Source organism: Pseudonocardia sp. ZF1, assembly GCF_056835605.1.
Map to the genome: position 1 here is coordinate 1,470,296 of NZ_JAJNBY010000001.1, position 24,297 is coordinate 1,494,592.

Here is a 24,297-nt window from a genome sequence, read left to right on the forward strand (position 1 = left end):
TAGGAAGCGAGTGGGAATGGACGTCTACTCCCTGCCGATGACCACCCGGTTCCGCGGGATCACCGTGCGCGAGGGCCTCCTGCTGTCCGGCCCGGCCGGCTGGGGGGAGTTCTGCCCCTTCCCCGAGTACGACGACCGCGAGGCCGTCGCATGGCTGGCCGCGGCCCGCGAGGCGGCCCAGGTGGGCTGGCCGGAGCCGGTGCGCGACCGCGTGCCGGTCAACTGCACCGTGCCCGCCGTCGGCCCCGAGCACGCGCAGCGGATCGTGCGCGCCTCCGGCTGCACCACCGCGAAGGTCAAGGTCGCCGACGCCGGTGCCCCGTTGTCCGGGGACATCGAGCGCGTCGCCGCCGTCCGCGACGCGCTCGGCCCCGCCGGGCTGGTCCGGGTGGACGCCAACGCCGCCTGGGACGTCGACACGGCCGTCGCCGCGATCGGCGAGCTGGACCGGGCCGCCGGGGGACTGGAGTACGTCGAGCAGCCCTGCTGGGAGGTCGAGGACCTCGCCGCCGTCCGCCGGAAGGTGGACGTGCCGATCGCCGCCGACGAGTCGATCCGCCGCGCCGAGGACCCGATGCGGGTGGTGCGGGCCGGGGCGGCCGACGTCGTCGTGCTGAAGGCGTCGCCGCTGGGCGGGGTGCGCCGGGCCCTGCGGATCGCCGAGGAGGTCGGGCTGCCGGTCGTCGTGTCCTCGGCGGTGGAGTCGAGCGTCGGGCTCGCCGCCGGACTCGCGCTGGCCGGGGCGCTGCCGGAGCTGCACCACGCCTGCGGGCTCGGGACGGTCCCGCTGCTGGCCGCCGACGTCGTCGCGGAGCCGCTCGCCCCGCAGCGGGGCTTCCTGTCCGTGCCGCGGGTCGCGCCCGAGCCGGTGCACCGGGCCGCGGTCGCCGCCGCCCCGGACCGTGCCGCGTGGTGGCGCGACCGGCACGACCGCGTCGCCGCCCTGCTCGACGCGGCCACCGGCGCCGGCCGGGTCAGTACTGGTTGACCCGCCCGTCGCGGCGCAGCGCCGCGTCGATCGCCCGCGCCGGACCGGGCACCCGGTACTGGCCCTTCACCAGCTTCCCGGCGCTGGGCACCGCGCCCGTGCCCGGCCACGTCGCCGTGTCCCACAGCGACGAGCGCAGGAACGCCTTCGCGCAGTGCAGGAACAGCTCGTCGATCTCGACGACGATCGCCACCTCGGGCGTCGAGCTCTGCACGGTGAGCCGGTCGGCGAAGTCCGGCCGGTGCACGATCCGGGCCCGCCCGTTGATCCGCACGGTGTCGTTCGACCCCGGCACGACGACGATCATCCCGACCCGGGGGTCGTGCAGGATGTTGCGCATCGAGTCGAGCCTGCGGTTCCCCTTGCGGTCGGCGAAGGCGATCGTGTGCTCGTCGAGGACCAGCAGACAGCCCGCCGGGTCGCCCCGGGGCGAGACGTCGACGCCGTCCGGCCCGGTCGTCGCCAGCAGGAAGAACGGCGCCGCGGCCAGGAACTCCGCGGTCACCGGGTCGACCCGGTCGCGTGCCTTGTCCCGGATGAACCCGGGCACCTCGCCGATGATCTCCCGGAGCCTGGCCTCGTCGGTCACGTGTTCCATCGCATCCCCCTCGTTGTTAGGTCACCCTAACCGTGGGCGTGCTCCCGGGGCGACCCCCGCCTAGGGTCCCGGTGTGGGCGTGATCGTGATCGGGGCCGGCATCGCCGGGGTGACCTGCGCCGCGGAGCTGGTCGCCCGCGGCGTGGACGTGACGGTGTACGAGCGGGCCCGCGGAGCCGGGGGACGGCTCGCGGTGCACCGCCACGACGGCCGTCCCGCCGACATCGGCGCCGCCTACTTCACCGTCTCCGACGACCGGTTCGACGCCCGCGTCCGCCGCTGGCGCGACGACGGCCTGGTCCGCCGGTGGACCGACACCCTCGCGGTGTTCGACGGCGCGGTCCGGGGCGCGGACAACCCGGGTCCGCTGCGGTTCGCGGCACCGGCCGGGCTGCGGTCGCTGGTCACCGACACCGCCCGTGACCTCGTCGTCCGCACCGGCCGCACCGTCGAGCGGGTCCGCCCCGGACCGGACGGCCCGACCGTCGACGGCGAGCGCGCCGACGCCGTCGTGCTGGCGATGCCCGACCCGCAGGCCGCCTGGCTGCTCGACCCGGACACCCCCGCGGGCGCCGCGGTCGCCGGGCGGGAGTGGAACCCGGTGCTCGCCCTGACCGCCGGGTTCGCCGCGCGGGACTGGCCGCGGCTGCCCGCCGCGTTCGTCAACGACCACCCCGTCCTGTCCCTCGTCGCCGACGACGGCGACCGCCGCGGCGACGACGCCCCGGTACTCGTCGCGCACTCCACCGGCGACCTCGCCCGCGCCCACGACCCCGACCCCGCCGGCGCGGTGCCCGCGATGACCGCCGCCGTCCGGGAGCTGCTGGGCATCACCGCCGAGCCGGACTGGACGCACGTGCACCGCTGGCGCTTCGCCTCCCCCGCCGGCACGCGGGAGCAGACCTTCCACCTCGACGACGACGGCGTCGCCCTGGCCGGGGACGGCTGGGGCCGGTCCCGGGTGCAGACGGCCTGGCTGTCCGGGCTGGAGCTGGCCGGGGAGCTCGCGGGACGCCTGGGTCGCTGAGCCCTGGCCGCGTCGGTGTCGGCGACCTACCGTCGTGGGCATGCCCGACCGCGCCACCGCTGCCGCCCCCGTCGTCGTCGAACCGGAGGGACGGCCGTTCGGCGGGTCCACCGTGCCCGCGGAGCTCGACGCCTCCGGCCCGGACGCCGCCGGGCGCGCGGTGCTCGCCGAGCTGGCCGCCGCGCTCGACGCCGACCGGGTCCTCACCGACCCCGATGTCGTGCGCCCCTACGTCCACGACGAGGCCGAGTGGGCCGAGTACGGAACGCCGCTCTGCGTGGTGCGGGCACGGACCACCGCCGACGTCGCCGCGACCGTGCGGGCCTGTGCGGCCCACCGGGTCCCGGTCGTCGCGCGGGGCGCGGGCACCGGGCTGTCCGGCGGGGCGAACGCGGTCGACGGCTGTGTCCTGGTCAGCCTGGAACGGATGACCGCGATCCGGGAGATCTCGGCGGGGGAGAGGCTCGCCGTCGTCGAACCGGGGGTGGTCAACGACGACCTGCGGGCCGCCTGCGCGGAGCAGGGCCTCTGGTACCCGCCGGACCCGGCGTCGGCGCCCTGGTCGACGATCGGCGGCAACGTCGCGACCAACGCGGGCGGGCTGTGCTGCGTGAAGTACGGCGTCACCCGCGACTACGTGCTCGCCCTCGAGGTCGTCACCGCCACCGGTGAGGTCGTGCGGCTCGGGCGGCGCACCGCGAAGGGGGTCGTCGGCTACGACCTCGCCGGGCTGATGGTCGGCTCGGAGGGGACGCTCGGGATCATCAGCGAGATCACCGTGAAGCTGCGCCCGGCCCGCCCGGCCGCACCGCGCACCGTCGTCGGGTTCTTCGACTCCCTCGCCGACTGCGGGGCCGCGGTCGCCGCCGTCACCGAACAGGGGCTGCAGCCCGCGGTGTTCGAGCTGGTCGACCGGGAGTGCCTGGCCGCGGTCAACGCGTGGCGCAACGCGGGCCTGCCGACCGGTGCCGCGGCGCTGCTGATCGCCCAGACGGACCTGCCCGAGCCCGCCGCACAGGCCGAGGCCGACGCGATCCTGGCCGCGTTCACCGCGCACGGGGCGACCGAGGCGATGGCCTCGACCGACGAGACCGAGTCCGAGGCGCTGTTCGCCGCCCGCCGGATGGCCTACCCGGCGCTGGAGCAGCTCGGGATGGGGATGCTGACCGAGGACGTCTGCGTCCCCCGGCCGCGGATGGCCGAGATGCTCGCCCGGATCGAGGACATCGGCCGTCGCCGCGGGGTCCGGATCGCGACCGTCGCGCACGCCGGCGACGGGAACCTGCACCCGCTGATGCTCACCCCGCACGACGACCCGGACGCCCGGGACCGCACCCGCGCCGCGTTCGACGAGATCATCGGCGCGGCCGTCGAGCTGGGCGGGACGGTCACCGGCGAGCACGGCGTCGGCCTGCTCAAGCGCGACGGGATGGAGCGCGAGCTCGGCCCGGAGGTGCTCGCCCTGCAGCGGGCGGTGAAGGCGGCCCTCGACCCGGACGGCATCCTGAACCCGGGCAAGGCCGTCTGAACCGGCCGCATCGCCCGGATGGCCGCGCGTGATCGTCCCCGCACCGGGGAACTCCGGAGGATGAGTACGACCGACCCGGCCCTGGTCCCGTCCGCGCTCGCCCTGACCTACCGGGGTCCGGCGCACACCGGTGCGCCGCGGCTGTCCGGCGTGGACGGCGTGCACGAGGTGGTGCCGGTGGTGGCGGCCGAGGTGCGCGAGGTCGAACGTCTCGACACCGCCGACCTGCGGCTGTTCTCCGCGGGCATCGAGCTCGTCGTCGAGCACGTGGTGCCCGACCGGGCCTCGGTGGTGCCGCCCGGCTCGGTCTGGGTGCTGCGGCTGCCCGACGCCGGCCCCGACGACGACCTGCGCGTCCCGCTGTCCGGCAGCGAGGTCGAGGGCGTCGCCGACCGGTCGGTCCCCGACGGCATCGACGCGCTCGTCCGCCGGGTCCGCGGCGGCGCGCCGCTGGTGCCGGTGGGCCGGGTGCACGTCACCCGCACCGTCAGCAGGATGCGCGACGACGCCGGACGCGACCTGGCCACCCTGACCCGCGAGCAGGTCGACGTCGCGACGCTGGGCGGGTCGGCGACCGTCGAGAGCTGGACCGAGGCCGTCGTCGAACCGGGGACGGCCGGGACCGCCCTGCTGCAGCAGCTCGACGACGCCCTGCGCACCACCGGCCTCGTCCGTGCCCCGCGCGGCGGCTCCGCCCGGCTGACCGCGCTGCTGGCCGAGGCGGCGCCCGTCGACCCGCCGCGGCGGACCGGGCGCACGGGCAGCGCCGGTGCGCTGCTGCTGCGCTACCTCGGGGACCAGGTCGACGCGCTCGCCGCGCGCGAGCAGGACCTGCGCGCCGACCGCCCGGACGCGGTGCACCAGATGCGCATCGCCGCCCGCCGGATGCGCAGCGCGCTGCGCACCTACGCGGGGCTCCTGGAGGGCCCGCGGGTCGCGCACGTGGTCGCCGAGCTGCGCTGGCTGGGCCGGGCGCTGGCCGGTGAACGCGACGCCGAGGTCCAGGAGGAGCGCCTGAACGCCCGGCTGAGCGCGCTGGAGCCGGAGCTGCTGCTGGGACCGGTGCAGGCCGCCGTCACCCGGCACTTCGCCCGCACCCGCGCCGAGACCGGGGCGGCGGTGCTCGACGTCGTCGACGGGGAGCGCTACGCCGCGCTGCAGGGCGCGCTGCGCCGGCTGCTCGCCGACCCGCCGCTGTCGCGCCGGGCCCGCAAGCCCGCGACCACCGTCCTTCCCGCGATGGTGGGCCGTACGGCCCGCAAGCTGGAGCGGCGGATGGAACGCGCGCTGGCCGACCTCGACGCCGGTCAGGTCGCCCCCGACTCGCTGCACGACGCCCGCAAGACCGGCAAGCAGCTCCGCTACGCCACCGAGGTCGCCCGGCCCAGCGTGGGGAAGGACGCGCGGGCGTTCGCGAAGCGGCTCAAGAAGGTCTCCGACGTGCTCGGCGAGCACCAGGACGCCGTCGTCTCCCGGGAGACCCTGCGGACCCTCGGGGCCCGCGCCGGCGCCGAGCGGGACAACGGGTTCACCTTCGGTGTGCTGCACGGCCGGGACACCGCGACGATGCTCGACCTGGAGCGCAGGCTGCCCACGGTGTGGGAGACGGCGTGGACGCGGCGCGCCCGCCGGTGGATGCGCCGCTAGCCTGCGCAGGGTGAGAGACGCCGTCGCCGACCTCCGCCGGATCGCGTTCCTGCTCGAACGCGCCCAGGAGTCGACCTACCGGGTGCGCGCGTTCCGGACCGCGGCCGGCGCGCTGCGCGGTCGCGACGCCGAGGAGCTGGCCCGGCTGCACGCCTCGGGCGGCCTCGCGGAGCTGAAGGGCGTCGGCGAGGTGACCGCGCGCTGCGTGGGGGAGTCCCTCGCCGGGGAGGAACCGGTCTACCTGCGACGGCTGGAGGACGCCGTCGCCCGCGCCGACGCCACCGGGGTGCCCCTGGCCGAGGCGGCGCTGCGGCTGCGCGAGGGCCTGCGCGGGGACTGCCACAGCCACACCGACGCCTCCGACGGCGGCTCCCCGCTCGCCGAGATGGCCGAGACCGCGATCGGGCTGGGCCACGACTACCTCGTCGTCACCGACCACTCGCCGCGCCTGACCGTCGCGAACGGGCTGTCCGCGGACCGGCTGCGGCGCCAGGTCGAGCAGATCGCGCAGCTCAACGAGCGGATCACCGCGTCCGGGTCGGACTTCCGGGTGCTCACCGGCATCGAGGTGGACATCCTCGACGACGGCGCCCTCGACCAGTCCGAGGACCTGCTCGCCTCGCTCGACGTGGTGGTGGCCAGCGTGCACTCGAAGCTGCGGATGCCCCGCGACGAGATGACCGAGCGGATGCTCACCGCCGTCGCGAACCCGCACGTCGACGTGCTCGGGCACTGCACGGGCCGGATGGTCACCGGCCGCCGCACGCGCCCCGAGTCCGAGTTCGACGCCGACGCCGTCTTCGCCGCCTGCGCGGAACACGGCGTCGCCGTGGAGATCAACGCCCGGCCCGAGCGCCTCGACCCGCCCAAGCGGCTGCTGCGCCTGGCCGTCGAGGCCGGGTGCGAGTTCACGATCGACACCGACGCGCACGCCCCCGGGCAGCTCGACTGGCTCGACCACGGCTGCGCCCGCGCCGTCGCCTGCGGGGTGGCCCCGGAGCGGATTCGCAACACCCGCGACCTCGCGGGCCTGCTGCGCCGCTGACCCGCTGCGTCCCCGTGCTGCCCCCGTGCCGCGCTGCGCGCTGCCCTGCAGCCGCTGCGCCGGTGAGGGCCGCGCCGCCGACCTTACTGCGCCGGCGGGCTCCCGGGCGCCCGGGTCAGCGCAGCTCGAAGTCGGCGACGTCGAAGCCGGGTGAGACGACGCAGCTGACCAGGACCGCCCCCGGCCCCGCCGGCTCCGCCCGCTGCCACACCCCGGGCGGGACCTCCTGCTGCGGGCCGGCCGGCCCGAGCCGCAACCGGGCGCCGGGGACGGGGTCCGGTCCGTCACCACCGAGGACCAGGTCCGCCTCGGGACCCGAGTGCCGGCACCACAGCTCGGTGGACCGGACGCGGTGCCACCGGCCGGGGGCGTCGAAGAGGTAGAGGATCGCCGTCGCCGAGGGGCGTGGACCGTACGGGGTCGCGACGACGACCGGTGAGGTCCAGGTCCGCCGGTACCAGCCACCCTCCGGGTGCGGGGCGAGGTCCAGCGCGACGGCGAGGTCGGGGCGAGCCACGCCGCCACTGTGGCAGGCGGACGCGCGGTCCGTCCCCGGTCCCCACCCCGGGGCGCCCCGGGGCATCGGCCCCGGGGCGCGTCGCACCCCTGGTGCGGTCGCCGCACCCGTCGCGGCGGGTGCGGGAGCCCCCGCCGGGGTGCGGCACCTTCGTCCGTGGGGTGCGGCGACCCGCCACCGCGCCCGGCACCCCGCGCGCGGGGCGCCCCGCGCCGCGACGGGGTGCCGCACCCGCGGCCGCGCACCGGGACGGTCACCCGTCGTCACCGGTGTCCGCAGGAGAGTCACTTTCCGTTCACGGGCGAGCGCATTCCACTCGTCCGCGCGCTCCCCGGACGGGTGGTTCGACTGGTGCTCCTCACCCACCGCACGTGAGATGGGACCGCAGGTGACCGAGTGACGGGAGTGATCCACGGTGCGGACCAGGACCAGGACGACGGTGGCGGTGCTCGCCGCGACGCTCGCGCTGTCGGCGGTCACGACGGCCGGTGCGTCGGCGGCGTCGGCGGCACCCGCGGCTCCGGCGGCCGCCGTGACCCGGACCGTCGCCGACGACCCGGTGCCCCCGCGGGACGACAGCGGCGCGGCCGCGCCCGCCCCGGCCGGCGGAGACCCGACCGGCCCGGCCGCGGGCACCGCGACCCCGGGAGGCGACCCGGCCGGCGGGACGGTGAAGACCCCGGCCGACCCCGCCGCACCCCCGGCGTCGTCGCACTGCACCGAGACCGCGGCGCAGGAGCTCGGCTGGGGCGCGCCCGCCCGCGAGTCCGACTTCGACGGCACCACGGTCCCGCCGGACTGGCACCCCTACGGCCCCGAGCCCGGCCACAACAAGAAGGGCACCCGCACCCCGGAGGCGGTCACCGTCGCCGACGGGGCGATGACCATCTCCGCCGACGCCGACGGCAACACCGGCGCCGTCAGCTGGCACCCCGGCCAGCGCTACGGCCGCTGGGAGGCCTGCGTGAAGTCGGACGAGGGCCGGGGCGGGATCAACGCGCTGCTGCTGCTCTGGCCGGTGGCCGAGGACTTCCCGGTCGGCGGCGAGGTCGACTGGATGGAGATCATGGACGACTCCCGCCAGAAGACCAGCTTCTTCCTCCACTACGGACCGGGCAACGACCAGGACTACGGGTCGGTGAAGCACGACTCGACGCAGTGGTCGGCCTACGCGCTGGAATGGACCCCGGAGAAGATCACCGCGTACGTGAACGGGAAGGAGTGGTACTCCAACACCGACACCGACCAGTTCCCGCCGCGCCCGATGAACATGACCATGCAGCTGGACTACTTCGGCAACGCCGGCGGCCCCACCGCGATGCACATGGACTGGGCCCGGCAGTGGGCGCTGCCGCAGAGCACCGTGGCCACGCTGAGCCTGCCGCCCGGCTCGGCCGCGACCGGGCAGCCCCGCGACTTCCCCGACCGGAAGCCGCGCGAGCTGTCGGAGCCCGAGCAGCAGGCGCAGACCGCGATGCTCGCCCGCGAGCACCGCTGAGGCTCAGACCGCGGCGTCGAGCTCCGCGCGGGTGGGCGGGTTCGCGCCGTGCCGCGAGCAGGTGATCGCCGACGCCGCCACGGCCTCGGTCAGCACGGCCTCCAGCGTCGGCCGGTCGATGCGGTAGAGGTCGTCGCGGGCGGTCGCGCCGAGCAGCCCGCGCCGGTGCAGCCCGGCGAGCAGCGCCGCGGAGAAGCTGTCCCCGGCGCCGACGGTGTCCACGACCTCGACGGTGCGGCCGGGCAGCACCAGGTGCAGCCCCGACGACGTCCCGGCCAGCACCCCGTTCGCCCCGAGGGTGACCACGACGACCGCCGGACCGAGCTCGAGCCACTCGCCGACGACGTCGCCGGGCTCGCGGCCCGGGTGCAGCCAGCCCAGGTCCTCCTCACTGACCTTCACCACGTCGGCCACGCCGAGCAGCTCGTGCACGCCGGGCAGGATCTCCTCCGGCGTCCCCATCAGCAGCGGCCGGAAGTTCGGGTCGTAGCTCACCGTCGCGGTGTCCACAGCGGAGGCGAGCAGCTCGCGCAGCGCGTCGTGACCGGGCGCGGTGGTCAGCGCCAGCGATCCGGAGTGGACGGCGACGACCGGGCCGGCCGGACCGTCGTCGAGGGCACCGGCGAGCTCGTCGTCGGTCCACTGCCAGTCCGCGGTGCCCGCGATCCGGAAGTCGTAGGACGCCTGCCCGTCGGCGGCCAGCTCCACGATCGCCAGCGACGACGGCTCGTCCGCCTCGACCGAGTGCGACAGGTCGACGCCGTTGTCCGCGAGATGGTCGCGCAGCTTGCGCCCGAGCAGGTCGTCGGCGAGCCGGGCCAGCATCCGGGCCGGCACGTCGAGGCGGGACAGCCCGACCGCGACGTTCGCGGGGCTGCCGCCGGGCGCGAGCTCCCAGTACCCCTGCGCGGGGGCGGGGACGATGTCGACGAGGGCTTCTCCGGCGACGGCGATCACTCCGCGTGGCGGGCGTCCGGCAGCTGTGTCGGGCATGGCCGCACTGTAGTGGTCCGATCGGGGTCCCCGGACAGGTCCGTGACGGGTCACGACCACGTCACGGTGCGTCGACACGCACGTGGTAGGCATGACGGATGCCCCGGAAGATCCCGGTCGTGGTGCTGGCCGGATTCCTCGGAGCCGGCAAGACGACACTGCTGAACCACCTCCTCGCCGCGGGCGGGGACGCGCGGATCGGCGTGGTCGTCAACGACTTCGGGTCGGTCGGCATCGACGCGATGCGCGTGGCCGGTCAGGCCGGCGACGTCGTCGGGCTCGGCAACGGCTGCCTGTGCTGCGAGGTCGGTGAGGGCGGCGTCTCCTCGGTGCTGGAGAAGCTGACCCGCCGCCGCGACGAGATCGACGTCGTCGTCATCGAGGCCAGCGGCATCGCCGAGCCCGGCACGCTGGTCCAGCTCGTGCTCGACGCGCTGGGCCAGCACCTGAGCTTCGGCGGGCTCGTCGAGGTCGTCGACGCCGCGGAGTTCGAGGACTCGCGGCGCCGCCACCCCGAGCTCGACAAGCACGTCGGCATGGCCGACCTCGTGGTCCTGAACAAGATCGACCGGGTGGGGCCGGGGCCGCTGTGGCGGGTCCGGCGGCTGTGCCGCGAGGCGAACCCGCGGGCCCCGATCGTCCCGGTCCGCGACGGCGCGGTGGACCCGGCGCTGCTGTTCGACATCGAGATCGTGCCGGGCCGCCAGCTGATGCTGGGCGAGCGCGTCGACGAGCCGCACTCCCACCACCTGCACGCCGGCTACCAGAGCCTGACGTTCCTGTGCGACGAGCCGCTCGACGCCGCCCGCCTGCAGGACCTCCTCGACGCCCGGCCGTCCGGGCTGTACCGGATCAAGGGCTCGGTGCGCTTCGCCGCCGCCCCGGACCGGGAACGCTGGGACCTGCACACCGTCGGCCGGTACGTACGGTTCCGCCGGAGCCGGTGGGACCCCGACGAGCCCCGCCGCACCACCCTGGTCCTGATCGGGACCGGGCTGGACGAGGCCGCGTTGGAACGCGCGCTGCGCGCCTGCGTCGCGACCGACTCCGACCGTCGCGACGTCGACGCCCTCCTCCCCGTCGCCCGCTACGCCGTCTGACCCGTCTTCCCCTGCTGCTGTTGCTCCCAGTGTCACCTTCGGGGCGTAGAGCGCTACGAGGGTGACACTGGGGACATGACGCGGGGCTCGAGCGGCGGGTGGGGGCGGTTGGACCCGAGATCAGACCGAGGTGAGGTCCGGGCCCGTCGCCGGCTCGGCCAGCTGGGTCAGCGCGTCGGCGGCCCACGCCTCCCCACCGGCCACGGCGGTCCACAGCAGGACACCGAGGGTGCGGGTCGGGTCGATCCGTCCTGCCTGCCACGACGGCGTCGCCGCGAGCCGCTCGGCGCGTGCGCAGAGTTGCCAGGAGGCGGGGTCGGTCGCGGCGATGTCGCGGGCGAAACGGGTGTGCCCGGTGCGGGCGCGGTAGGCCCGGACCGGGTCGGTGACCGCGTGGATGATCGAGAGCACCCCGATCGCCAGCCCGAGCGCGACGGGCAGGCAGACGAGGAACGCCAGCGCCGACCAGGACCAGCTGTTCTCACCCACGGTGAGCGCCACCACGGCGGCGGCGACGACGGCGGTGCCGGTCATCGCACCGGCCGGGAGCTTCGTGTAGACGAGGTCGCCCGCGTCGTCGACGACGTAGTCGGTGCCGGTGATCAGAGCCGGGTCGTACACGCGGTATCCGGTACGGGTGCGGACGAGGGTGGGCAGGCGGTCGGCGGGGGCGCCGGTGACGAAGTCGTTCATGGTCGTGCTCGATCTGTGAGAATGCTGCTGCTCGCGGCCCACCTGATGGCCGTCTCGCCCGGTCAGTCGCCCACGATGCCGGTCGGTGTTACAGATTCACAACGTTCGTCGGCGCGTCCGGTCTGTGATGTTCGCCTCCCCCGCTTGCCAGCAACCCGGACGGCTCACCCGGGTGGCCAGGCGTCGCCCCACGCGGTGTCACGGGCGTGCCGGAACAGCTCCCTGCGACTGCGCGGGACGGGGGTGTCCCGTAGCGTCCCGTCGCCCTCGCAGACACGCAGCGTCACCAGTCCCTTGCGTGTGTGCGGGTGCCGGACCACCCGGCCCGGGGCCCGTCCGACGGTGCCGTCGTCGTCACGCACGGCGACGACGTAGGAGAACTTCTCGTCCTCGTGGCCCAGCGAGCCGGCCTTCAGCACCCGGTGGCGCGAGCTGCGCCCGACGCGCACGGCGAAGTGGCACCAGTCGTCACCGGTCACCGGGCAGGCGCCGTCGTGCGGGCAGGGCGCGGCGACGGTCAGGCCCGCGGCGAGCAGCCGGGCACGGGCGTCGAGGATGCGCGCGTGCCCGGCCGGCGTCCCCGGCTCGACGAGCACGACCACCCGCGCGGCCCGGGCGGCGGCGTCGACGACGGCGTCGCGCACCGGCACCGGCAGCTCCCCGAGCAGGTAGCAGGCGGTCAGCAGGTCGGTGTCCGGCAGCGCCGGGGCGGTGCCGAGCACCGCGGCCTCCCAGCGGGCGCCGCGCAGCAGCGCCGACGGAGCCCCGCCCGCGAGCCTGCGCCCCAGCGCCCGGGCCGGCGCCGCGGCCTCCAGCACCGTGGCCCGCCCCAGCGACGGCCACACCTGCGCCGCGGCCCACACCGCGGCACCGGTCCCCCCGCCGAGGTCGAGCAGCGACACCGGCTCCGGCACCCGCGCGGCGGCCCGCTCCAGCACGTCGACGACCGCCGCGTGCGTCGCGGGCATCCGGTAGGCGGCGTAGGCCGCCGCGTCGTCGTCGGTGCGCAGGATCGGTGCGGTGGGCACGGTGCCGCTGCGGTAGTCGCGGATCAGCCGGTCGACCACCGGCGCGAGCCGCGCGGCGGGGACCCGGTCGAGCGCGTCGTCGAGGGCGGCGCCGAGTGCGCCGGACAGGTCGGGGGACAGGTCGGGGACCACCCGCCCATTCCACCAGTCCCGGGCTCAGCCCCGGGCGCCGACCAGCAGCGGGTCAGCCAGCACGTCGAGCAGCGGGGCCTGCATCCGCGCCCACGGCGACAGCCCGGAGGCCGGGTCGTCGGCGGCGGCGCGGAAGCGCGACCAGCTCCACCAGGCCACGTCCTCGACCTCGTCGGGGCGCGGCTCGGGCTCGCCGCTGATCCGGGCGACGAACACCGGGCAGAGCTCGTTCTCCTCGATCCCGTCCTGCGACGCGCGGTAGCTGAAGTCCGGTAACACCATCCGCAGCTCGGTCGCGCGGATGCCCAGCTCGTCGGCCAGCCTGCGGTGCACCGCGTCGGCCATGTCCTCGCCGGGGGCGGGGTGCCCGCAGCAGGTGTTGGTCCAGACCAGCGGGAAGGCGGTCTTGGTGCGGGCGCGCCGGGTCACCAGCAGCCGGCCGGCGTCGTCGACGCCGTAGCAGGAGAACGCCAGGTGCCGTGGGGTGCTCGCACCGTGCACGGTGGCCTTGTCCGCGACGCCGACCGGGTTGCCGTCGTCGTCCAGCAGCACGACCTGTTCCATGCCGTCCTGTCTACCGGAGCCCGGCGGCCGCGGCCCGTCGGCCGGTACCGGCTCACACCCCGGAGCGGGCGGCTGCGCGGCGCCGGACCGCGCCGCCGAGCGCGGCACCCGGCAGGTGCGCGGCGACGACCGCGAGTGCGGCGGGGGAGACCGTGCCCCGCGCCAGCCCCAGCTCGACCGCGCAGTCGAACACCCGCCTGCTCCGGGCGGCGGCGCCGATCGCGGCGTCGAGGAACGCGGGACGCGCGGCCAGCCGGGCGAGCGTCCCGACGTGGCGGTGGTGGCGGGCGAAGGTCCGCTCCATGGCGGCGCGGTGGGCGGCGCCCGCGTCGTCGCCGCGCAGCGCGCTGCGCCCGGCGAGGATCCCGGAGGCGACGGCGTCGAAGATCCCCTCGCCGGTCAGCGGGTTCACCTTCGCCGCGGCGTCGCCGGCCAGCAGCACCCGGCCGTCGGGCTGGAACCGGGGCGCGGTGGACAGCGGCAGGTGGTGCGCGCGCAGCGTCGACGGGTCCGGTTCCTGGCCGGGCAGCAGCGCGGCGAGCCGCTCCAGCAGCGACGCCCGGTTCCCGGCGCCGCGCTCGTCGAACACGCCGTAGCCGACGTTCGCGCCGCCGCCCGCGATCGGGAACGACCAGGCGTAGGCCGGGACGGCGCCGCCGGCGTACTCGATCGACAGCGTCCCCGGTTCGGCGGCGACCGGGGTGTACCCGCGGATCGCCACCGCCGTCGACGACGGCGGCACGCCCGGCGCGCCGAGCGCGCGGCGGACCACCGAGTGGGCCCCGTCGGCGCCGATCACGATCCTCGCGACGACGTCGTCGTCGAGCAGCACCCGGTCGCCGTGCGGGACGACGGTGCGGACCCGGTGGCGGCGCAGCTGCGCCCCGGCGGCGACGGCCGCGTCGACCAGCGCCGCGTCCAGCTCCAGCCGCGTGACCACCCGGTTCGGCCGGGGTGCGGTGCGGTGCACGACCCGGCCCTGGGGGGTGCGCAGGCGCAGCCGCGGTGCCGCGACGCCGAGGGCCCGGACCCCGGTGGCACCCAGCTCGTCGAGCAGGTCGAACACCTCGGCCGCGACGCCGTCACCGCAGGTCTTGTCGCGGGGGAAGGCCGCGGCGTCGAGCAGGAGCACCGACGCCGACGGTCGCAGCCGCAGCACGTTGAGTGCCGCGGCGCAGCCGGCGGGACCGGCCCCGACCACGACGACGTCGTAGGTGGACATGGCGCCATTGTCCCCCTCCGCGCCCGGGCGGAAACGGCTCGCCACCGCCCGCCCGGCCGTGGTGCACTCGCACACCGCCACCCCCTCGTCCGGCCGCGCCGTGTGCCGGCGCCGCGGGTGGGCGCGTCCGTCACGTACCGAGGAGCACGCTGTGACCACCGAGCCGGCCGCCGGCCGCGACGCCGAGCGGCTGCCCGCCGGAGCCCTGCTGATCATCTCGCTGCTCGTCGGCTCGGCGTTCGTGATGATCCTCAATGAGACGATCATGAGCGTGGCGCTGCCCGCGCTGATCGCCGACCTGCGGGTCACCCCGGCCACCGCGCAGTGGCTGACCAGTGGCTTCCTGCTGACGATGGCCGTGGTCATCCCGATCACCGGCTACCTGCTGGGGCGGTTCCCGCCGCGGTCGGTCTACCTCGCCTCGATGGGCCTGTTCAGCACCGGCACCCTGCTGTGCGCGGTCGCGCCGGCGTTCGGGTTCCTGCTGGCCGGGCGGGTCGTGCAGGCCACCGGCACCGCGGTGATGATCCCGCTGCTCATGACGACGATCCTGCGCCTGGTCCCGGCGAGCCGCCGCGGGCAGACGATGGGGACGATCTCGATCGTCATCGCGGTGGCGCCCGCGGTCGGCCCGACGCTGTCCGGGGTGATCCTCTCCGCGCTGGGCTGGCGCTGGATGTTCTGGATCGTGCTGCCGATCGCGCTGGTCGCCCTGGTCGCGGGGGCGCTGCGGCTGCGGGTGGCCGCGGAGACCACGCGGGCCCCGCTCGACGTCGCCTCGGTCCTGATCTCGGCGGTAGCGTTCTCCGGGATCGTCTACGGGCTGTCCGCGATCGGCGAGTCCGCCGCCGGGGGCGCGCACACCGCGGTGCCGCCGTGGGTGCCGCTGGTGCTCGGGGCGGCGGCGCTGGCGGTGTTCGTGCACCGCCAGGTCCGCCTGCAGCGCGGCACCGGCACGGCTCCGCTGCTGGACCTGCGCCCGTTCGCGGTCCGCCGGTACTCGCTGTCGCTGGTGCTCGTCGCGACCGGGTTCATGTCGCTGTTCGGCGCGATCATCCTGCTGCCGCTCTACATCCAGGAGGTGCTGGGCGACAGCGCGTTCGTCGCCGGCCTGGTGGTGCTGCCGGGCGGGCTCGTGATGGGGCTGCTGGGCCCGTTCGTCGGCCGGGCCTACGACCGGGTCGGCGCCCGTCCGCTGGTGCTGCCCGGCTCGGTGCTGCTCGCGATCGTGATGTGGGGTTTCACCACCCTGGCCGCGGCGACGCCGATCTGGCTGGTCGTGGTCCTGCACGTGGGCCTGTCCGCGGCGCTGGCGCTGATGTTCACGCCGCTGATGACCGACGCGCTCGGCTCGCTGCCCGGCGAGCTGTACTCGCACGGCAGCGCCATCCTCACCACGCTGCAGCAGGTCGCGGGCGCGGCGGGGACGGCGCTGTTCATCACCGTGATGACGCTGGCCTCGGCCGGCGCCGGCGTCGACGCGGCCGGGGTGCACGCGGCCTTCCTGGTCGCGGCGGGCGTGTCCCTGGTGACGGTGGTCGTCGCGGTGGCCGCGTCCCGCCTGCCGGCACCCACCGCGGCCCCGCAGGACGCCCGGACCTGAGGCCCGTCCGCCGGGTCAGCGGGTCGCGGTCCTCCCGGTGGTGCCGGCGGGGGCGGGGACGTCCGGGTCGTCCAGCCCGTCGCGGGAGGTCTCGCGCAGGGCGAGCACCGACCCGACCGAGACCAGCGCCAGCAGCCCGATCACCGCCGACAGCGTCCCGGTGCCGAACCCGGCGGCCTGCAGCGACGCGAACAGCACCGGCGAGAGGCCCGCGCCCATCCCGGAGATCTGGTAGCCCAGGGAGGCCCCGGTGTAGCGCGAGCCGGTGGAGAACATCTCCGAGTACAGCGCCGCGGACGGCCCGAACCAGGCCGCGTGCGTCACGCCCTGCCCGACCACCACGGCGAGGGTGAGCAGCACCGCCGAGCCGGTGTCGATCATCGGGAAGATCGCGACGCACCACAGCCCGGTGGCGACCGCCCCGCCCAGGACGACCGGCCGTCGTCCGACCCGGTCCGACAGCGCGGAGAAGCCGATGATCCCCACGATGGCGACCAGCGAGGACAGCGTCAGCGCGTTCAGCACGGTCTGGCGCTCGAACCCGGCACCGACGGCGTAGGAGATCAGGAACGTGGTGAGCGTCCCCTGCGCGACGAAGGCCCCGAACCCCACGCCGACGGCGAGCAGCAGGTTGCGCGGCCGGGACAGCACCTCCAGCAGCGGGGCGCGGGCCGGCGTCGTCGGCTGTGCGGCGGTCGCCGCGGCGAACACCGGGGTCTCGGTGACCGACAGCCGGACGAACAGGCCGATGCCCAGCAGCACCACGCTCAGCAGGAACGGGATCCGCCAGCCCCAGGTGAGGAACGCGTCCCCGGTCAGCGACGCCGACAGCGCCAGCACCAGCGTCGACAGCACCATGCCGCTCGGCGCGCCGGCGTTCGTGAAGCTCGCCCACAGGCCCCGCCGCGACGACGCGTGCTCGGCCGACATCAGGACCGCGCCGCCCCACTCCCCGCCGACCGCGACGCCCTGCACGACCCGCAGCACGATCAGCAGTACCGGGGCCAGCGCGCCGACCTGCGCGTAGGTCGGGAGCAGGCCGATCAGGGTGCTCGCCACCCCCATCAGCACCATGCTGATGACCAGCATCCTCTTGCGCCCGACCCGGTCCCCGAAGTGGCCGAACACGATCCCGCCGAGCGGGCGGGCCAGGTAGCCGGTGGCCAGCGTGCCGAAGGCGGCGACGGTGCCGACCAGCGGGTCGAGGTCGGAGAAGAAGACCGCGTTGAACACGACGGCCGAGGCCGTCGCGTACAGCAGGAAGTCGTAGTACTCGATCAGGCTGCCGAGGTAGCTCGACAGGACCGCGCGCCGGCGCTGGGTCGAGGAGAACCGGGGGTGCGTCATCGCAGCTCCCTGCCTTCCGTGAGATAGAAAGCAGCTTTATAGCAAGTTACTTGTGATCAGCGCCACGATCGTTAGGATCGCACACGTGACGGATGCGGCGTCGGTACCGACGGGCACGCGGGGGCAGCGGTTGACCTACCTGGTCAAGCGCCTGCAGATGGCCGAGCGGGCCCGGATGGAGGAGGCACTGCGCCCGCTGGGCGTGACGCTGGCCCAGTACACCGCGCTCAGCGTGCTGGAGCGCCGCGGCGGGCTGTCCTCGGCGCAGCTCGCGCGACGGCACTTCGTGACCCCGCAGGCGATGCAGCAGCTCGTCGCCGCGATGGAGCGCGACGGGATCGTCGAGCGCCGGCCGGACCCGGACAACCGCCGGATCCTGCAGGTCTGGCTCACCCCGCACGGCGACACGACGCTGGCCCGCTGCCACGCCGCGGCCGGGGTCGTCGAGCGCCGGATGCTCGACGCGCTGGAGCCCGACCAGGCCGAGGTGTTCGCCGACGCCCTCGAACGGTGCCTCGCCGCACTGGCCGGTCGCGACGGGATCCCGCCGGACGGCGACGCTTGACCCCATGGCAAGCACCTTGCTATCAACTTGCTTGATATCAAGGAGCGAGGGAGCCCCATGAGCCCGATCACCGGTCCCGGCCTCGGGCTGGGCACCTGGCCCGCCCGCCGCGCGCGGATCAGCCCGCACGCCCCGGCCCTGTCCGACGGGGAGCGGGCGGTCGACCACGCCGAGCTGGCCGGGCGCGCCGCCCGGATCGCCGGCGGTCTGGCGGAGCGGGGCGTCGGGCCGGGGGACCGGGTCGCCTGGCTGGGGGTGAACGCCGTCGCCACCCTGGAGACCTGCTTCGCGGCGTGGCGGCTCGGCGCGGTCGCGGTCCCGCTGAACTACCGCCTGGCCCCCGCCGAGGTCGGCTACATGCTCGACGACTGCGGCGCGACGCTGCTCGTGCACGGCGCCGACGCCGACGACCTCGTCGCCGCGACCGCGCCGCGGATCCCGGTCGTGCGCGGCGTCGAGGACCTCGCCCGCGGGCCCGCCCGCGACGACGCCGGTGCCGGTCTCGACGACCCGGCCGTGCTGCTCTACACCTCCGGCACCACCGGTCGTCCGAAGGCGGCGGTGCTGACCCACGGCAACCTGACCTGGAACACGGTCAACCAGCTCGCCCACGTCGACGTCTGCTCGGACGAGCGCACGCTGTGCATCTCGCCGCTGTTCCACTGCGTCGGGCTCTCCCAGGTCACGCTGCCCACGCTGTTCAAGGGCGGCAGCGTCGAGCTCGTCGCCCGGTTCGACCCGGCGGCGGTCCTGGGCCGGATCGCCGAGGCCGGGATCACCAGCTTCGCCGCCGTCCCGACGATGCTGCAGATGCTGTGCGAGTCCCCGTCGTTCGCGGGCACGGACCTGTCGTCGCTGCGCACCGTGGTCTACGGCGGGTCCCCGGTGCAGGAGCGGGTCGCCAGGGCCTGGCTGGAGCGCGGCGTCGCGCTGCAGCAGGGCTACGGGATGACCGAGGCCTCGCCCGGGGTGCACATGGCGACCCGCGACGGCACGGCCGCGCACCCGCCGACCTCGGTCGGGGTGCCGCACTTCTTCACCGACGTCGCCGTCGAGCGCGACGGCGAGCTCGCCCCCCTCGACGGCGAGCCCGGCGAACTGCTGGTCCGCGGGCCGCACGTCAGCCCCGGCTACTGGAACCGCCCGGACGAGACCGCGGCGTCGCGGCGCGGGGAGTGGTTCCGCACCGGCGACGTGCTCCGGGCCGGCGAGGACGGCTGGGCGTTCGCCGGCGACCGGGTCAAGGACATGATCATCTCGGGCGGCGAGAACGTGTACCCGGCCGAGGTCGAGGCGGTCGCGGTCACCCATCCCGACATCGCCGACTGCGCCGTCGTCGGGGTCCCCGACGAACGCTGGGGCGAGGTCGGCGCGGCCTACGTGCAGCTGCGCCCCGGCACCGACCTCGACGCCGACGCGGTGCGCGCGCTGCTCGCCGGGCGGCTGGCGCGCTACAAGGTCCCGAAGTACGTGCGGTTCGTCGACGAGCTGCCCCGCAACGCGTCCGGCAAGGTCCGGCGCGTCGACCTGCGTGCGGCCGCGGCCGTCGCCGAGGAGCTGTCGTGAGTTCTCTGCCGGAGTCGCTGACCGTGGAACGCCACGACGAGGTGGCCGTGCTGCGCCTGTCCCGGCCCCGCAAGCGCAACGCCCTCGACGACGCGACCGTGCTCGGCATCGAGGACTTCTTCGCCCGCCCGCCCGAGGGGGTGCGCGCCGTCGTCCTCGACGCCGAGGGCGACCACTTCTGCGCCGGGCTGGACCTGTCCGAGCTCGGGGACCGCGACGTCGTCGCGGCGATGGAGCACTCCCGGATGTGGCACCGCGCGTTCGCCCGGCTCGCCGAGGGACGGCTGCCGGTCGTCTCGGTGCTCAAGGGCGCCGTCGTCGGCGGCGGGCTGGAGCTGGCCTCGGCCACCCACCTGCGCGTCGCCGAGGACTCCACCTTCTACGCGCTGCCCGAGGGCCAGCACGGCCTGTTCGTCGGAGGCGGCGGGTCGGTGCGCGTGCCGCGGCTGATCGGCGTGCACCGGATGACCGACATGATGCTGACCGGCCGCGTCCTCGACGCCGACGAGGGCCACACGCTGGGCCTGTCGCACTACCGCACCGGCCCGGGGGAGGGCCTGGCCCGCGCCTGCGAGCTGGCCCGCACCGTCGCCGGGAACTCGGCGATCACCAACGTCGCCGTGCTCCAGGCGCTGCCGCGGATCGCCGAGGCCTCCCCGGACCACGGCTTCATGATGGAGTCGCTGGTCGCCGCCGTCGCCTCGTCCAGTGCCGAGGCCCAGGAGAGGATGCGGGCCTTCCTCGACGGCCGCGGCGGGAAGGTGCGCCGGTGAGCGAGCTGCTGCGCCCCGTCGCCGACGACGTCCGGGAGACCACGGAGATCGGCCGGTTCGTCACCGCCGTCGAGCGCGGGCACGGCCCGAGCCTGCCCGACTACGCCGCGCTGCACCGCTGGTCGGTGACCGAGCCCGAGGCGTTCTGGTCCGCGGTCGCGACCCACCTCGGCGTCCGGTTCGACACCCCGCCCCGGGCGGTGCTCGGGCGCCGGGGGATGCCCGGCGCCGAATGGTTCCCGGGCGCGACGCTGAACTACGCCGCGCACGCCCTGGACGGCCCCGAGGGCGACGTCGCCGTCGTGGGTTGCTCCCAGACCCGCGACCGGGTGGAGCTCACCTGGGGCGGGCTGCGCGAGCAGGTCGCCCGCGCCCGGGCCGGGCTGCGCAGGCTCGGCGTCGGCCGCGGCGACCGCGTCGCGGCGTACCTGCCGAACCTGCCCGAGACCGTCGTCGCGTTCCTCGCGACGGCCTCGCTCGGCGCGGTCTGGACGAGCTGCGCCCCCGAGTTCGGCGCCCGCAGCGTGCTCGACCGGTTCGGCCAGATCGACCCGGTGGTGCTGCTCACCGTCGGCGGCTACGGCTGGGCCGGACGCGACGTCGACCGCCGTGACGAGGTCGCCGCCCTGCGCGCCGGGCTGCCCGGGGTGCGCCACGTCGTCGCCGTGCCGTACGGGCCGCACACCGTGCCCGACGCGATGACCTGGGACGAGCTGCTGGCCGCCGACCCGGAGCCGGGTGCCGACCCGGTCCCGTTCGACCACCCGCTGTGCGTGCTGTTCTCCTCCGGCACCACCGGGCTGCCCAAGGCGATCGTGCACGGCCACGGCGGCATCCTGGTCGAGCACCTCAAGAACCACGCCCTGAGCTGGGACCTCGGCCCCGGCGACCGGATCCTCTGGTACTCCACGACCGCCTGGATGATGTGGAACGCGCTGGTGTCCGGGCTGCTGCGGCAGGCCTCGATCGTGCTGATCGACGGCAACCCGGCCCACCCCGACCTCGGGTGGCAGTGGCGTCTCGCCGCCGAGACCGGCGCGACGCTGCTGGGTGCCAGCCCCGGGTTCCTCATGGCCTCGCGCGCCGCGGACCTGCGCCCGGCCGCCGAGCACGACCTGTCCGCGGTCCGCCAGATCGGCGCCGCCGGAAGCCCTCTCCCGCCGGAGGGCTACCGCTGGGTGGCCGAGCAGTTCGGCCCCGAGGTACTGCTCAACGTGGGCAGCGGCGGCACCGACGTCTGCTCCGGCATCGTGCAGGGGAGCCCCTTCCAGCCGGTGTGGTCCGGCGAGATCTCCGGGCCCTGCCTCGGGGTCGACGCCGCCGCCTTCGACGACGCGGGCCGCCCGGTCGTCGGCGAGCTCGGCGAGCTGGTCATCCGGGCCCCCATGCCGTCGATGCCCGTCGGCTTCTGGGGCGACGACGACGGCAGCCGCTACCGCGACACCTACTTCGCCACCTGGCCCGGGGTGTGGCGGCACGGCGACTGGGTCCGCTTCTCGGCCGACGGCTCCGCGGTCGTCGCCGGCCGCTCCGACGCCACCCTCAACCGGGGCGGCGTCCGGCTGGGGACCGCCGAGTTCTACCGCGTCGTCGAGGAGCTGCCCGAGGTCGAGGACTCGCTCGTGGTGCACCTGGAGGACCCCGCGGGCGGCAACGGCGAACTGCTGCTGTTCGTGCAGCCCGCCGGCGGCACCCCCCTCGACGACGCCCTGGTCACCCGGATCCGCACCGCGCTGCGTGGCGAGCTCACCCCGCGCCACGTCCCGGACCGGATCGAGGCGGTGCCGGTCGTGCCGCGCAACCGCACCGGCAAGAAGCTGGAGGTCCCCGTGAAGCGCATCCTGCTCGGCGCGGCCGTCGACGACGTCGCCTCCCGCGATGTGCTCGCCGACCCGACCGCGCTCGACGCGTTCGTCCACTTCGCCTCCGGGACGCCGGCGTGAGCGCGCCCGGGACCCCCGGCGGCGCCGGTGCCGCGGCCGGGGTCGGGACCGTCGCCGTCGTCGGGACGGGGGTGATCGGCGTCGGCTGGACGGCACTGTTCCTGGCCCGCGGCCTGCACGTGCGCGCCTTCGACCCCGCACCGGGCGCCGAGGACCGGCTGCGCGCCGACCTCGCCGCGCTCGGCCCGTTCCCCGGCCACGACGGCCCGCTGCCGGTGGCGAACCTGGTGTTCGCCGGCAGCGCCGGTGACGCCGCCGGGCCCGCCGGGTTCGTGCAGGAGAACGGCCCCGAGCGCGAGGACCTCAAGCACACCCTGTTCGCCGAGCTGGACTCCGCCGCCGCCCCCGGCGTCGTGCTCGCCTCCAGCTCCTCGGGCCTGCTGCCGACGACGATCGCCCGCGGCGCGGCACGCCACCCCGAGCGGGTGCTCGTCGGGCACCCGTTCAACCCGCCGCAGGTCATCCCGCTGGTCGAGGTCGTACCGGGGGAGCGGACGGCGGAGTCCGCCGTCGAGGCCGCGCTCGCCTTCTACACCGCGTTGGGCAAGCGGCCGGTCCGGCTGCGGGCCGAAGTGCCGGGCCACCTGGCCAACCGGCTGCAGGCCGCGCTGTGGCAGGAGGCGTACTCGCTGGTCGAGCGGGGTGTCGCGACGGTCGCCGACGTCGACGCCGCCATCTCCCACGGCCCCGGCCTGCGCTGGGCGGTGCTCGGCCCGTTCGCCAACCAGCACCTGTCCGGCGGTCCCGGCGGCCTCGCGCACATCCTGGAGCATCTCGGTCCGCCCACCGAGCGGTGGTGGCGCGACCTCGGCCAGGTCACGCTCACCCCCGAGCTGGCCGCGACGCTGGTCGACGGCGTCCGCGACGAGCTGGGCGACCTCGACGGCCCCGCGCTCGCCGCCCGCCGCGACAGCGTCCTCGCCGCGCTGCTCGAGGCCAAGTCCCGTACCGAGCTCCCCTGACCCTCCGTGGAGAGGACCGCCATGCCGCTCGACCCCGCCACCGTCGATGCCATCGACGTGCACGTCCACGTCGAACAGGACGGCCACGGCTGCCTGGCCCTCGACCAGGAGCTGCTCGACGCCTCGGCGAAGTACTTCAAGGCCGACCAGGACCGCACGCCGACCATCGACGCGATCGCCGAGCACTACCGGGCACGCCGGATCGCCGCGGTGGTGTTCACCGTCGACGCGCCGTCGGGCACCGGGCACCCGCCGCTGTCCAGCGAGGAGATCGCCGACGCCGCCGCGGCGCACGCCGACATCCTCATCCCGTTCGGCTCGGTGGACCCGCACGCCGGCAAGGCCGCCGTCGCGCGCGCCCGGCGCCTGGTCACCGAGCACGGCGTGCGCGGGTTCAAGTTCCACCCGAGCCTGCAGGCCTTCGAGCCGAACGACCGGGCCTTCTACCCGCTCTACGAGGCCATCTCCGAGCTCGGGGTGCCCGCGCTGTTCCATACCGGACAGACCGGGATCGGTGCCGGCCTGCCCGGCGGACGCGGCATCAAGCTGCGCTACTCCGACCCGATGCTGCTCGACGACGTCGCTGCCGACCACCCCGACCTCACCGTGGTGCTCGCCCACCCGTCGGTGCCCTGGCAGGACGAGGCGATCTCGATCGCCACCCACAAGTCCAACGTGTACATCGACCTGTCGGGCTGGTCGCCGAAGTACTTCCCGCCGCAGCTGGTGCGGGCCGCGAACACGATGCTGCGCCGCAAGGTGCTGTTCGGCTCGGACTACCCGGTCATCACCCCCGACCGGTGGCTCGCGGACTTCGAGACCCTCGAGATGAAGCCCGACGTCCGGCCGATGATCCTCAAGGACAACGCGGTGCGGATGCTCGGACTGGGGTGATCGTCGACGGCGAGGGGTCCGCTGCCGGATGCGGCACCGGACCCCCCGCTCGTGCCGGTCACGG

General features: G+C 75.5%; 22 protein-coding genes. 14 read left to right on the forward strand and 8 right to left on the reverse strand.

Going from position 1 to position 24,297, the window contains the following annotated elements; all coding sequences use genetic code 11:
- Positions 1–16: 16 nt before the first annotated feature.
- Positions 17–988: an o-succinylbenzoate synthase gene (locus ZF1_RS07360; protein WP_073577206.1), complete on the forward strand. Its 972-nt coding sequence runs from the start codon at positions 17–19 to the stop codon at positions 986–988.
- On the opposite strand, the gene ZF1_RS07365 is transcribed toward ZF1_RS07360, so the two are convergent.
- Positions 975–1,586 (reverse strand): MSMEG_1061 family FMN-dependent PPOX-type flavoprotein, encoded by a 612-nt coding sequence (locus tag ZF1_RS07365; RefSeq protein ID WP_161151934.1) that lies wholly within the window; start codon positions 1,584–1,586, stop codon positions 975–977. The two genes, ZF1_RS07360 and ZF1_RS07365, sit on opposite strands and share 14 nt — an antisense overlap.
- Before the next feature lie 73 nt (positions 1,587–1,659).
- On the opposite strand from ZF1_RS07365, the gene ZF1_RS07370 reads away from it, so the two are divergent.
- Genes ZF1_RS07370 through ZF1_RS07385 form a run of 4 tightly spaced genes read left to right on the forward strand, consistent with a single transcriptional unit; the run spans position 1,660 to position 6,833 of the window.
- Positions 1,660–2,613: an NAD(P)/FAD-dependent oxidoreductase gene (locus ZF1_RS07370; protein WP_217266927.1), complete on the forward strand. Its 954-nt coding sequence runs from the start codon at positions 1,660–1,662 to the stop codon at positions 2,611–2,613.
- A 40-nt stretch (positions 2,614–2,653) separates the two neighbouring features.
- Positions 2,654–4,141, forward strand: coding sequence for an FAD-binding oxidoreductase (locus ZF1_RS07375; RefSeq protein WP_083658923.1), 1,488 nt, complete (start codon positions 2,654–2,656; stop codon positions 4,139–4,141).
- A gap of 60 nt (positions 4,142–4,201) precedes the next feature.
- The gene (locus tag ZF1_RS07380; protein ID WP_073577204.1) at positions 4,202–5,788 is read left to right on the forward strand and encodes a CYTH and CHAD domain-containing protein; all 1,587 of its coding nucleotides are present in this window, start codon (positions 4,202–4,204) and stop codon (positions 5,786–5,788) included.
- Between the two features lie 10 nt (positions 5,789–5,798).
- A complete protein-coding gene (locus tag ZF1_RS07385) occupies positions 5,799–6,833 on the forward strand; it encodes a PHP domain-containing protein (protein ID WP_482636836.1) in 1,035 nt (344 codons plus the stop codon).
- 115 nt (positions 6,834–6,948) lie between these two features.
- Here the strand turns inward: ZF1_RS07385 and ZF1_RS07390 are convergent, their stop codons facing one another.
- Positions 6,949–7,350, reverse strand: coding sequence for a cupin domain-containing protein (locus ZF1_RS07390; protein WP_253069184.1), 402 nt, complete (start codon positions 7,348–7,350; stop codon positions 6,949–6,951).
- Positions 7,351–7,765: 415 nt separating this feature from the next.
- Here ZF1_RS07390 and ZF1_RS07395 point away from each other — a divergent pair, with 415 nt between their 5' ends.
- Complete coding sequence (locus ZF1_RS07395) at positions 7,766–8,848, forward strand: glycoside hydrolase family 16 protein (protein ID WP_476654084.1); 1,083 nt, start codon at positions 7,766–7,768, stop codon at positions 8,846–8,848.
- A gap of 3 nt (positions 8,849–8,851) precedes the next feature.
- On the opposite strand, the gene ZF1_RS07400 is transcribed toward ZF1_RS07395, so the two are convergent.
- Positions 8,852–9,841, reverse strand: a complete 990-nt coding sequence (locus ZF1_RS07400; protein ID WP_253069424.1) for a carbohydrate kinase family protein — start codon at positions 9,839–9,841, stop codon at positions 8,852–8,854.
- A 98-nt stretch (positions 9,842–9,939) separates the two neighbouring features.
- Between ZF1_RS07400 and ZF1_RS07405 the strand changes: the two genes are divergently transcribed.
- Positions 9,940–10,941, forward strand: a complete 1,002-nt coding sequence (locus ZF1_RS07405; protein ID WP_482636837.1) for a CobW family GTP-binding protein — start codon at positions 9,940–9,942, stop codon at positions 10,939–10,941.
- A gap of 120 nt (positions 10,942–11,061) precedes the next feature.
- On the opposite strand, the gene ZF1_RS07410 is transcribed toward ZF1_RS07405, so the two are convergent.
- From ZF1_RS07410 to ZF1_RS07425, 4 genes are all read right to left on the reverse strand, one after another.
- Positions 11,062–11,634 (reverse strand): hypothetical protein, encoded by a 573-nt coding sequence (locus tag ZF1_RS07410; protein WP_405418771.1) that lies wholly within the window; start codon positions 11,632–11,634, stop codon positions 11,062–11,064.
- A 164-nt stretch (positions 11,635–11,798) separates the two neighbouring features.
- Positions 11,799–12,794, reverse strand: coding sequence for a small ribosomal subunit Rsm22 family protein (locus ZF1_RS07415; protein WP_405418769.1), 996 nt, complete (start codon positions 12,792–12,794; stop codon positions 11,799–11,801).
- Between the two features lie 24 nt (positions 12,795–12,818).
- Complete coding sequence (gene idi, locus ZF1_RS07420; RefSeq protein ID WP_062400875.1) at positions 12,819–13,358, reverse strand: isopentenyl-diphosphate Delta-isomerase; 540 nt, start codon at positions 13,356–13,358, stop codon at positions 12,819–12,821.
- Between the two features lie 52 nt (positions 13,359–13,410).
- Positions 13,411–14,580, reverse strand: coding sequence for a geranylgeranyl reductase family protein (locus ZF1_RS07425; RefSeq protein WP_482636838.1), 1,170 nt, complete (start codon positions 14,578–14,580; stop codon positions 13,411–13,413).
- A 151-nt stretch (positions 14,581–14,731) separates the two neighbouring features.
- Between ZF1_RS07425 and ZF1_RS07430 the strand changes: the two genes are divergently transcribed.
- Positions 14,732–16,183, forward strand: coding sequence for a DHA2 family efflux MFS transporter permease subunit (locus tag ZF1_RS07430; protein WP_405418765.1), 1,452 nt, complete (start codon positions 14,732–14,734; stop codon positions 16,181–16,183).
- 15 nt (positions 16,184–16,198) lie between these two features.
- On the opposite strand, the gene ZF1_RS07435 is transcribed toward ZF1_RS07430, so the two are convergent.
- On the reverse strand, positions 16,199–17,530 hold the full coding sequence (locus ZF1_RS07435; RefSeq protein WP_482636839.1) for an MFS transporter: 1,332 nt from the start codon (positions 17,528–17,530) through the stop codon (positions 16,199–16,201).
- Positions 17,531–17,615: 85 nt separating this feature from the next.
- Between ZF1_RS07435 and ZF1_RS07440 the strand changes: the two genes are divergently transcribed.
- The 6 genes from ZF1_RS07440 to couO are packed head-to-tail and all read left to right on the forward strand — an operon-like array spanning position 17,616 to position 24,233.
- Complete coding sequence (locus ZF1_RS07440; RefSeq protein ID WP_482636840.1) at positions 17,616–18,095, forward strand: MarR family winged helix-turn-helix transcriptional regulator; 480 nt, start codon at positions 17,616–17,618, stop codon at positions 18,093–18,095.
- Positions 18,096–18,152: 57 nt separating this feature from the next.
- Positions 18,153–19,661 carry an acyl-CoA synthetase gene (locus tag ZF1_RS07445; protein ID WP_482636841.1) on the forward strand — a complete coding sequence of 503 codons (1,509 nt, stop codon included), beginning with the start codon at positions 18,153–18,155 and terminating at the stop codon, positions 19,659–19,661.
- Positions 19,658–20,434, forward strand: coding sequence for a crotonase/enoyl-CoA hydratase family protein (locus ZF1_RS07450; RefSeq protein ID WP_208822643.1), 777 nt, complete (start codon positions 19,658–19,660; stop codon positions 20,432–20,434). Before ZF1_RS07445 ends, ZF1_RS07450 begins: the two co-directional genes overlap by 4 nt.
- The gene (locus tag ZF1_RS07455) at positions 20,431–22,377 is read left to right on the forward strand and encodes an acetoacetate--CoA ligase (RefSeq protein WP_482636842.1); all 1,947 of its coding nucleotides are present in this window, start codon (positions 20,431–20,433) and stop codon (positions 22,375–22,377) included. Before ZF1_RS07450 ends, ZF1_RS07455 begins: the two co-directional genes overlap by 4 nt.
- Positions 22,374–23,339 carry a 3-hydroxyacyl-CoA dehydrogenase NAD-binding domain-containing protein gene (locus tag ZF1_RS07460; protein ID WP_405418758.1) on the forward strand — a complete coding sequence of 322 codons (966 nt, stop codon included), beginning with the start codon at positions 22,374–22,376 and terminating at the stop codon, positions 23,337–23,339. Before ZF1_RS07455 ends, ZF1_RS07460 begins: the two co-directional genes overlap by 4 nt.
- Before the next feature lie 21 nt (positions 23,340–23,360).
- Positions 23,361–24,233: a 4-hydroxyphenyl-beta-ketoacyl-CoA hydrolase gene (gene couO, locus ZF1_RS07465; protein ID WP_482638682.1), complete on the forward strand. Its 873-nt coding sequence runs from the start codon at positions 23,361–23,363 to the stop codon at positions 24,231–24,233.
- Positions 24,234–24,297 lie beyond the last annotated feature (64 nt).

What these genes read in the sequence shown, in the direction of transcription:
- ZF1_RS07360 (WP_073577206.1), top strand. Translation starts at nt 17, where the DNA reads ATGGACGTCTACTCCCTGCCGATGACCACCCGGTTCCGCGGGATCACC.
- ZF1_RS07365 (WP_161151934.1), bottom strand. Translation starts at nt 1,586, where the DNA reads ATGGAACACGTGACCGACGAGGCCAGGCTCCGGGAGATCATCGGCGAG.
- ZF1_RS07375 (WP_083658923.1), top strand. Translation starts at nt 2,654, where the DNA reads ATGCCCGACCGCGCCACCGCTGCCGCCCCCGTCGTCGTCGAACCGGAG.
- ZF1_RS07380 (WP_073577204.1), top strand. Translation starts at nt 4,202, where the DNA reads ATGAGTACGACCGACCCGGCCCTGGTCCCGTCCGCGCTCGCCCTGACC.
- ZF1_RS07400 (WP_253069424.1), bottom strand. Translation starts at nt 9,841, where the DNA reads ATGCCCGACACAGCTGCCGGACGCCCGCCACGCGGAGTGATCGCCGTC.
- ZF1_RS07405 (WP_482636837.1), top strand. Translation starts at nt 9,940, where the DNA reads ATGCCCCGGAAGATCCCGGTCGTGGTGCTGGCCGGATTCCTCGGAGCC.
- ZF1_RS07410 (WP_405418771.1), bottom strand. Translation starts at nt 11,634, where the DNA reads ATGAACGACTTCGTCACCGGCGCCCCCGCCGACCGCCTGCCCACCCTC.
- idi (WP_062400875.1), bottom strand. Translation starts at nt 13,358, where the DNA reads ATGGAACAGGTCGTGCTGCTGGACGACGACGGCAACCCGGTCGGCGTC.
- ZF1_RS07425 (WP_482636838.1), bottom strand. Translation starts at nt 14,580, where the DNA reads ATGTCCACCTACGACGTCGTCGTGGTCGGGGCCGGTCCCGCCGGCTGC.
- ZF1_RS07435 (WP_482636839.1), bottom strand. Translation starts at nt 17,530, where the DNA reads ATGACGCACCCCCGGTTCTCCTCGACCCAGCGCCGGCGCGCGGTCCTG.
- ZF1_RS07445 (WP_482636841.1), top strand. Translation starts at nt 18,153, where the DNA reads ATGAGCCCGATCACCGGTCCCGGCCTCGGGCTGGGCACCTGGCCCGCC.
- couO (WP_482638682.1), top strand. Translation starts at nt 23,361, where the DNA reads ATGCCGCTCGACCCCGCCACCGTCGATGCCATCGACGTGCACGTCCAC.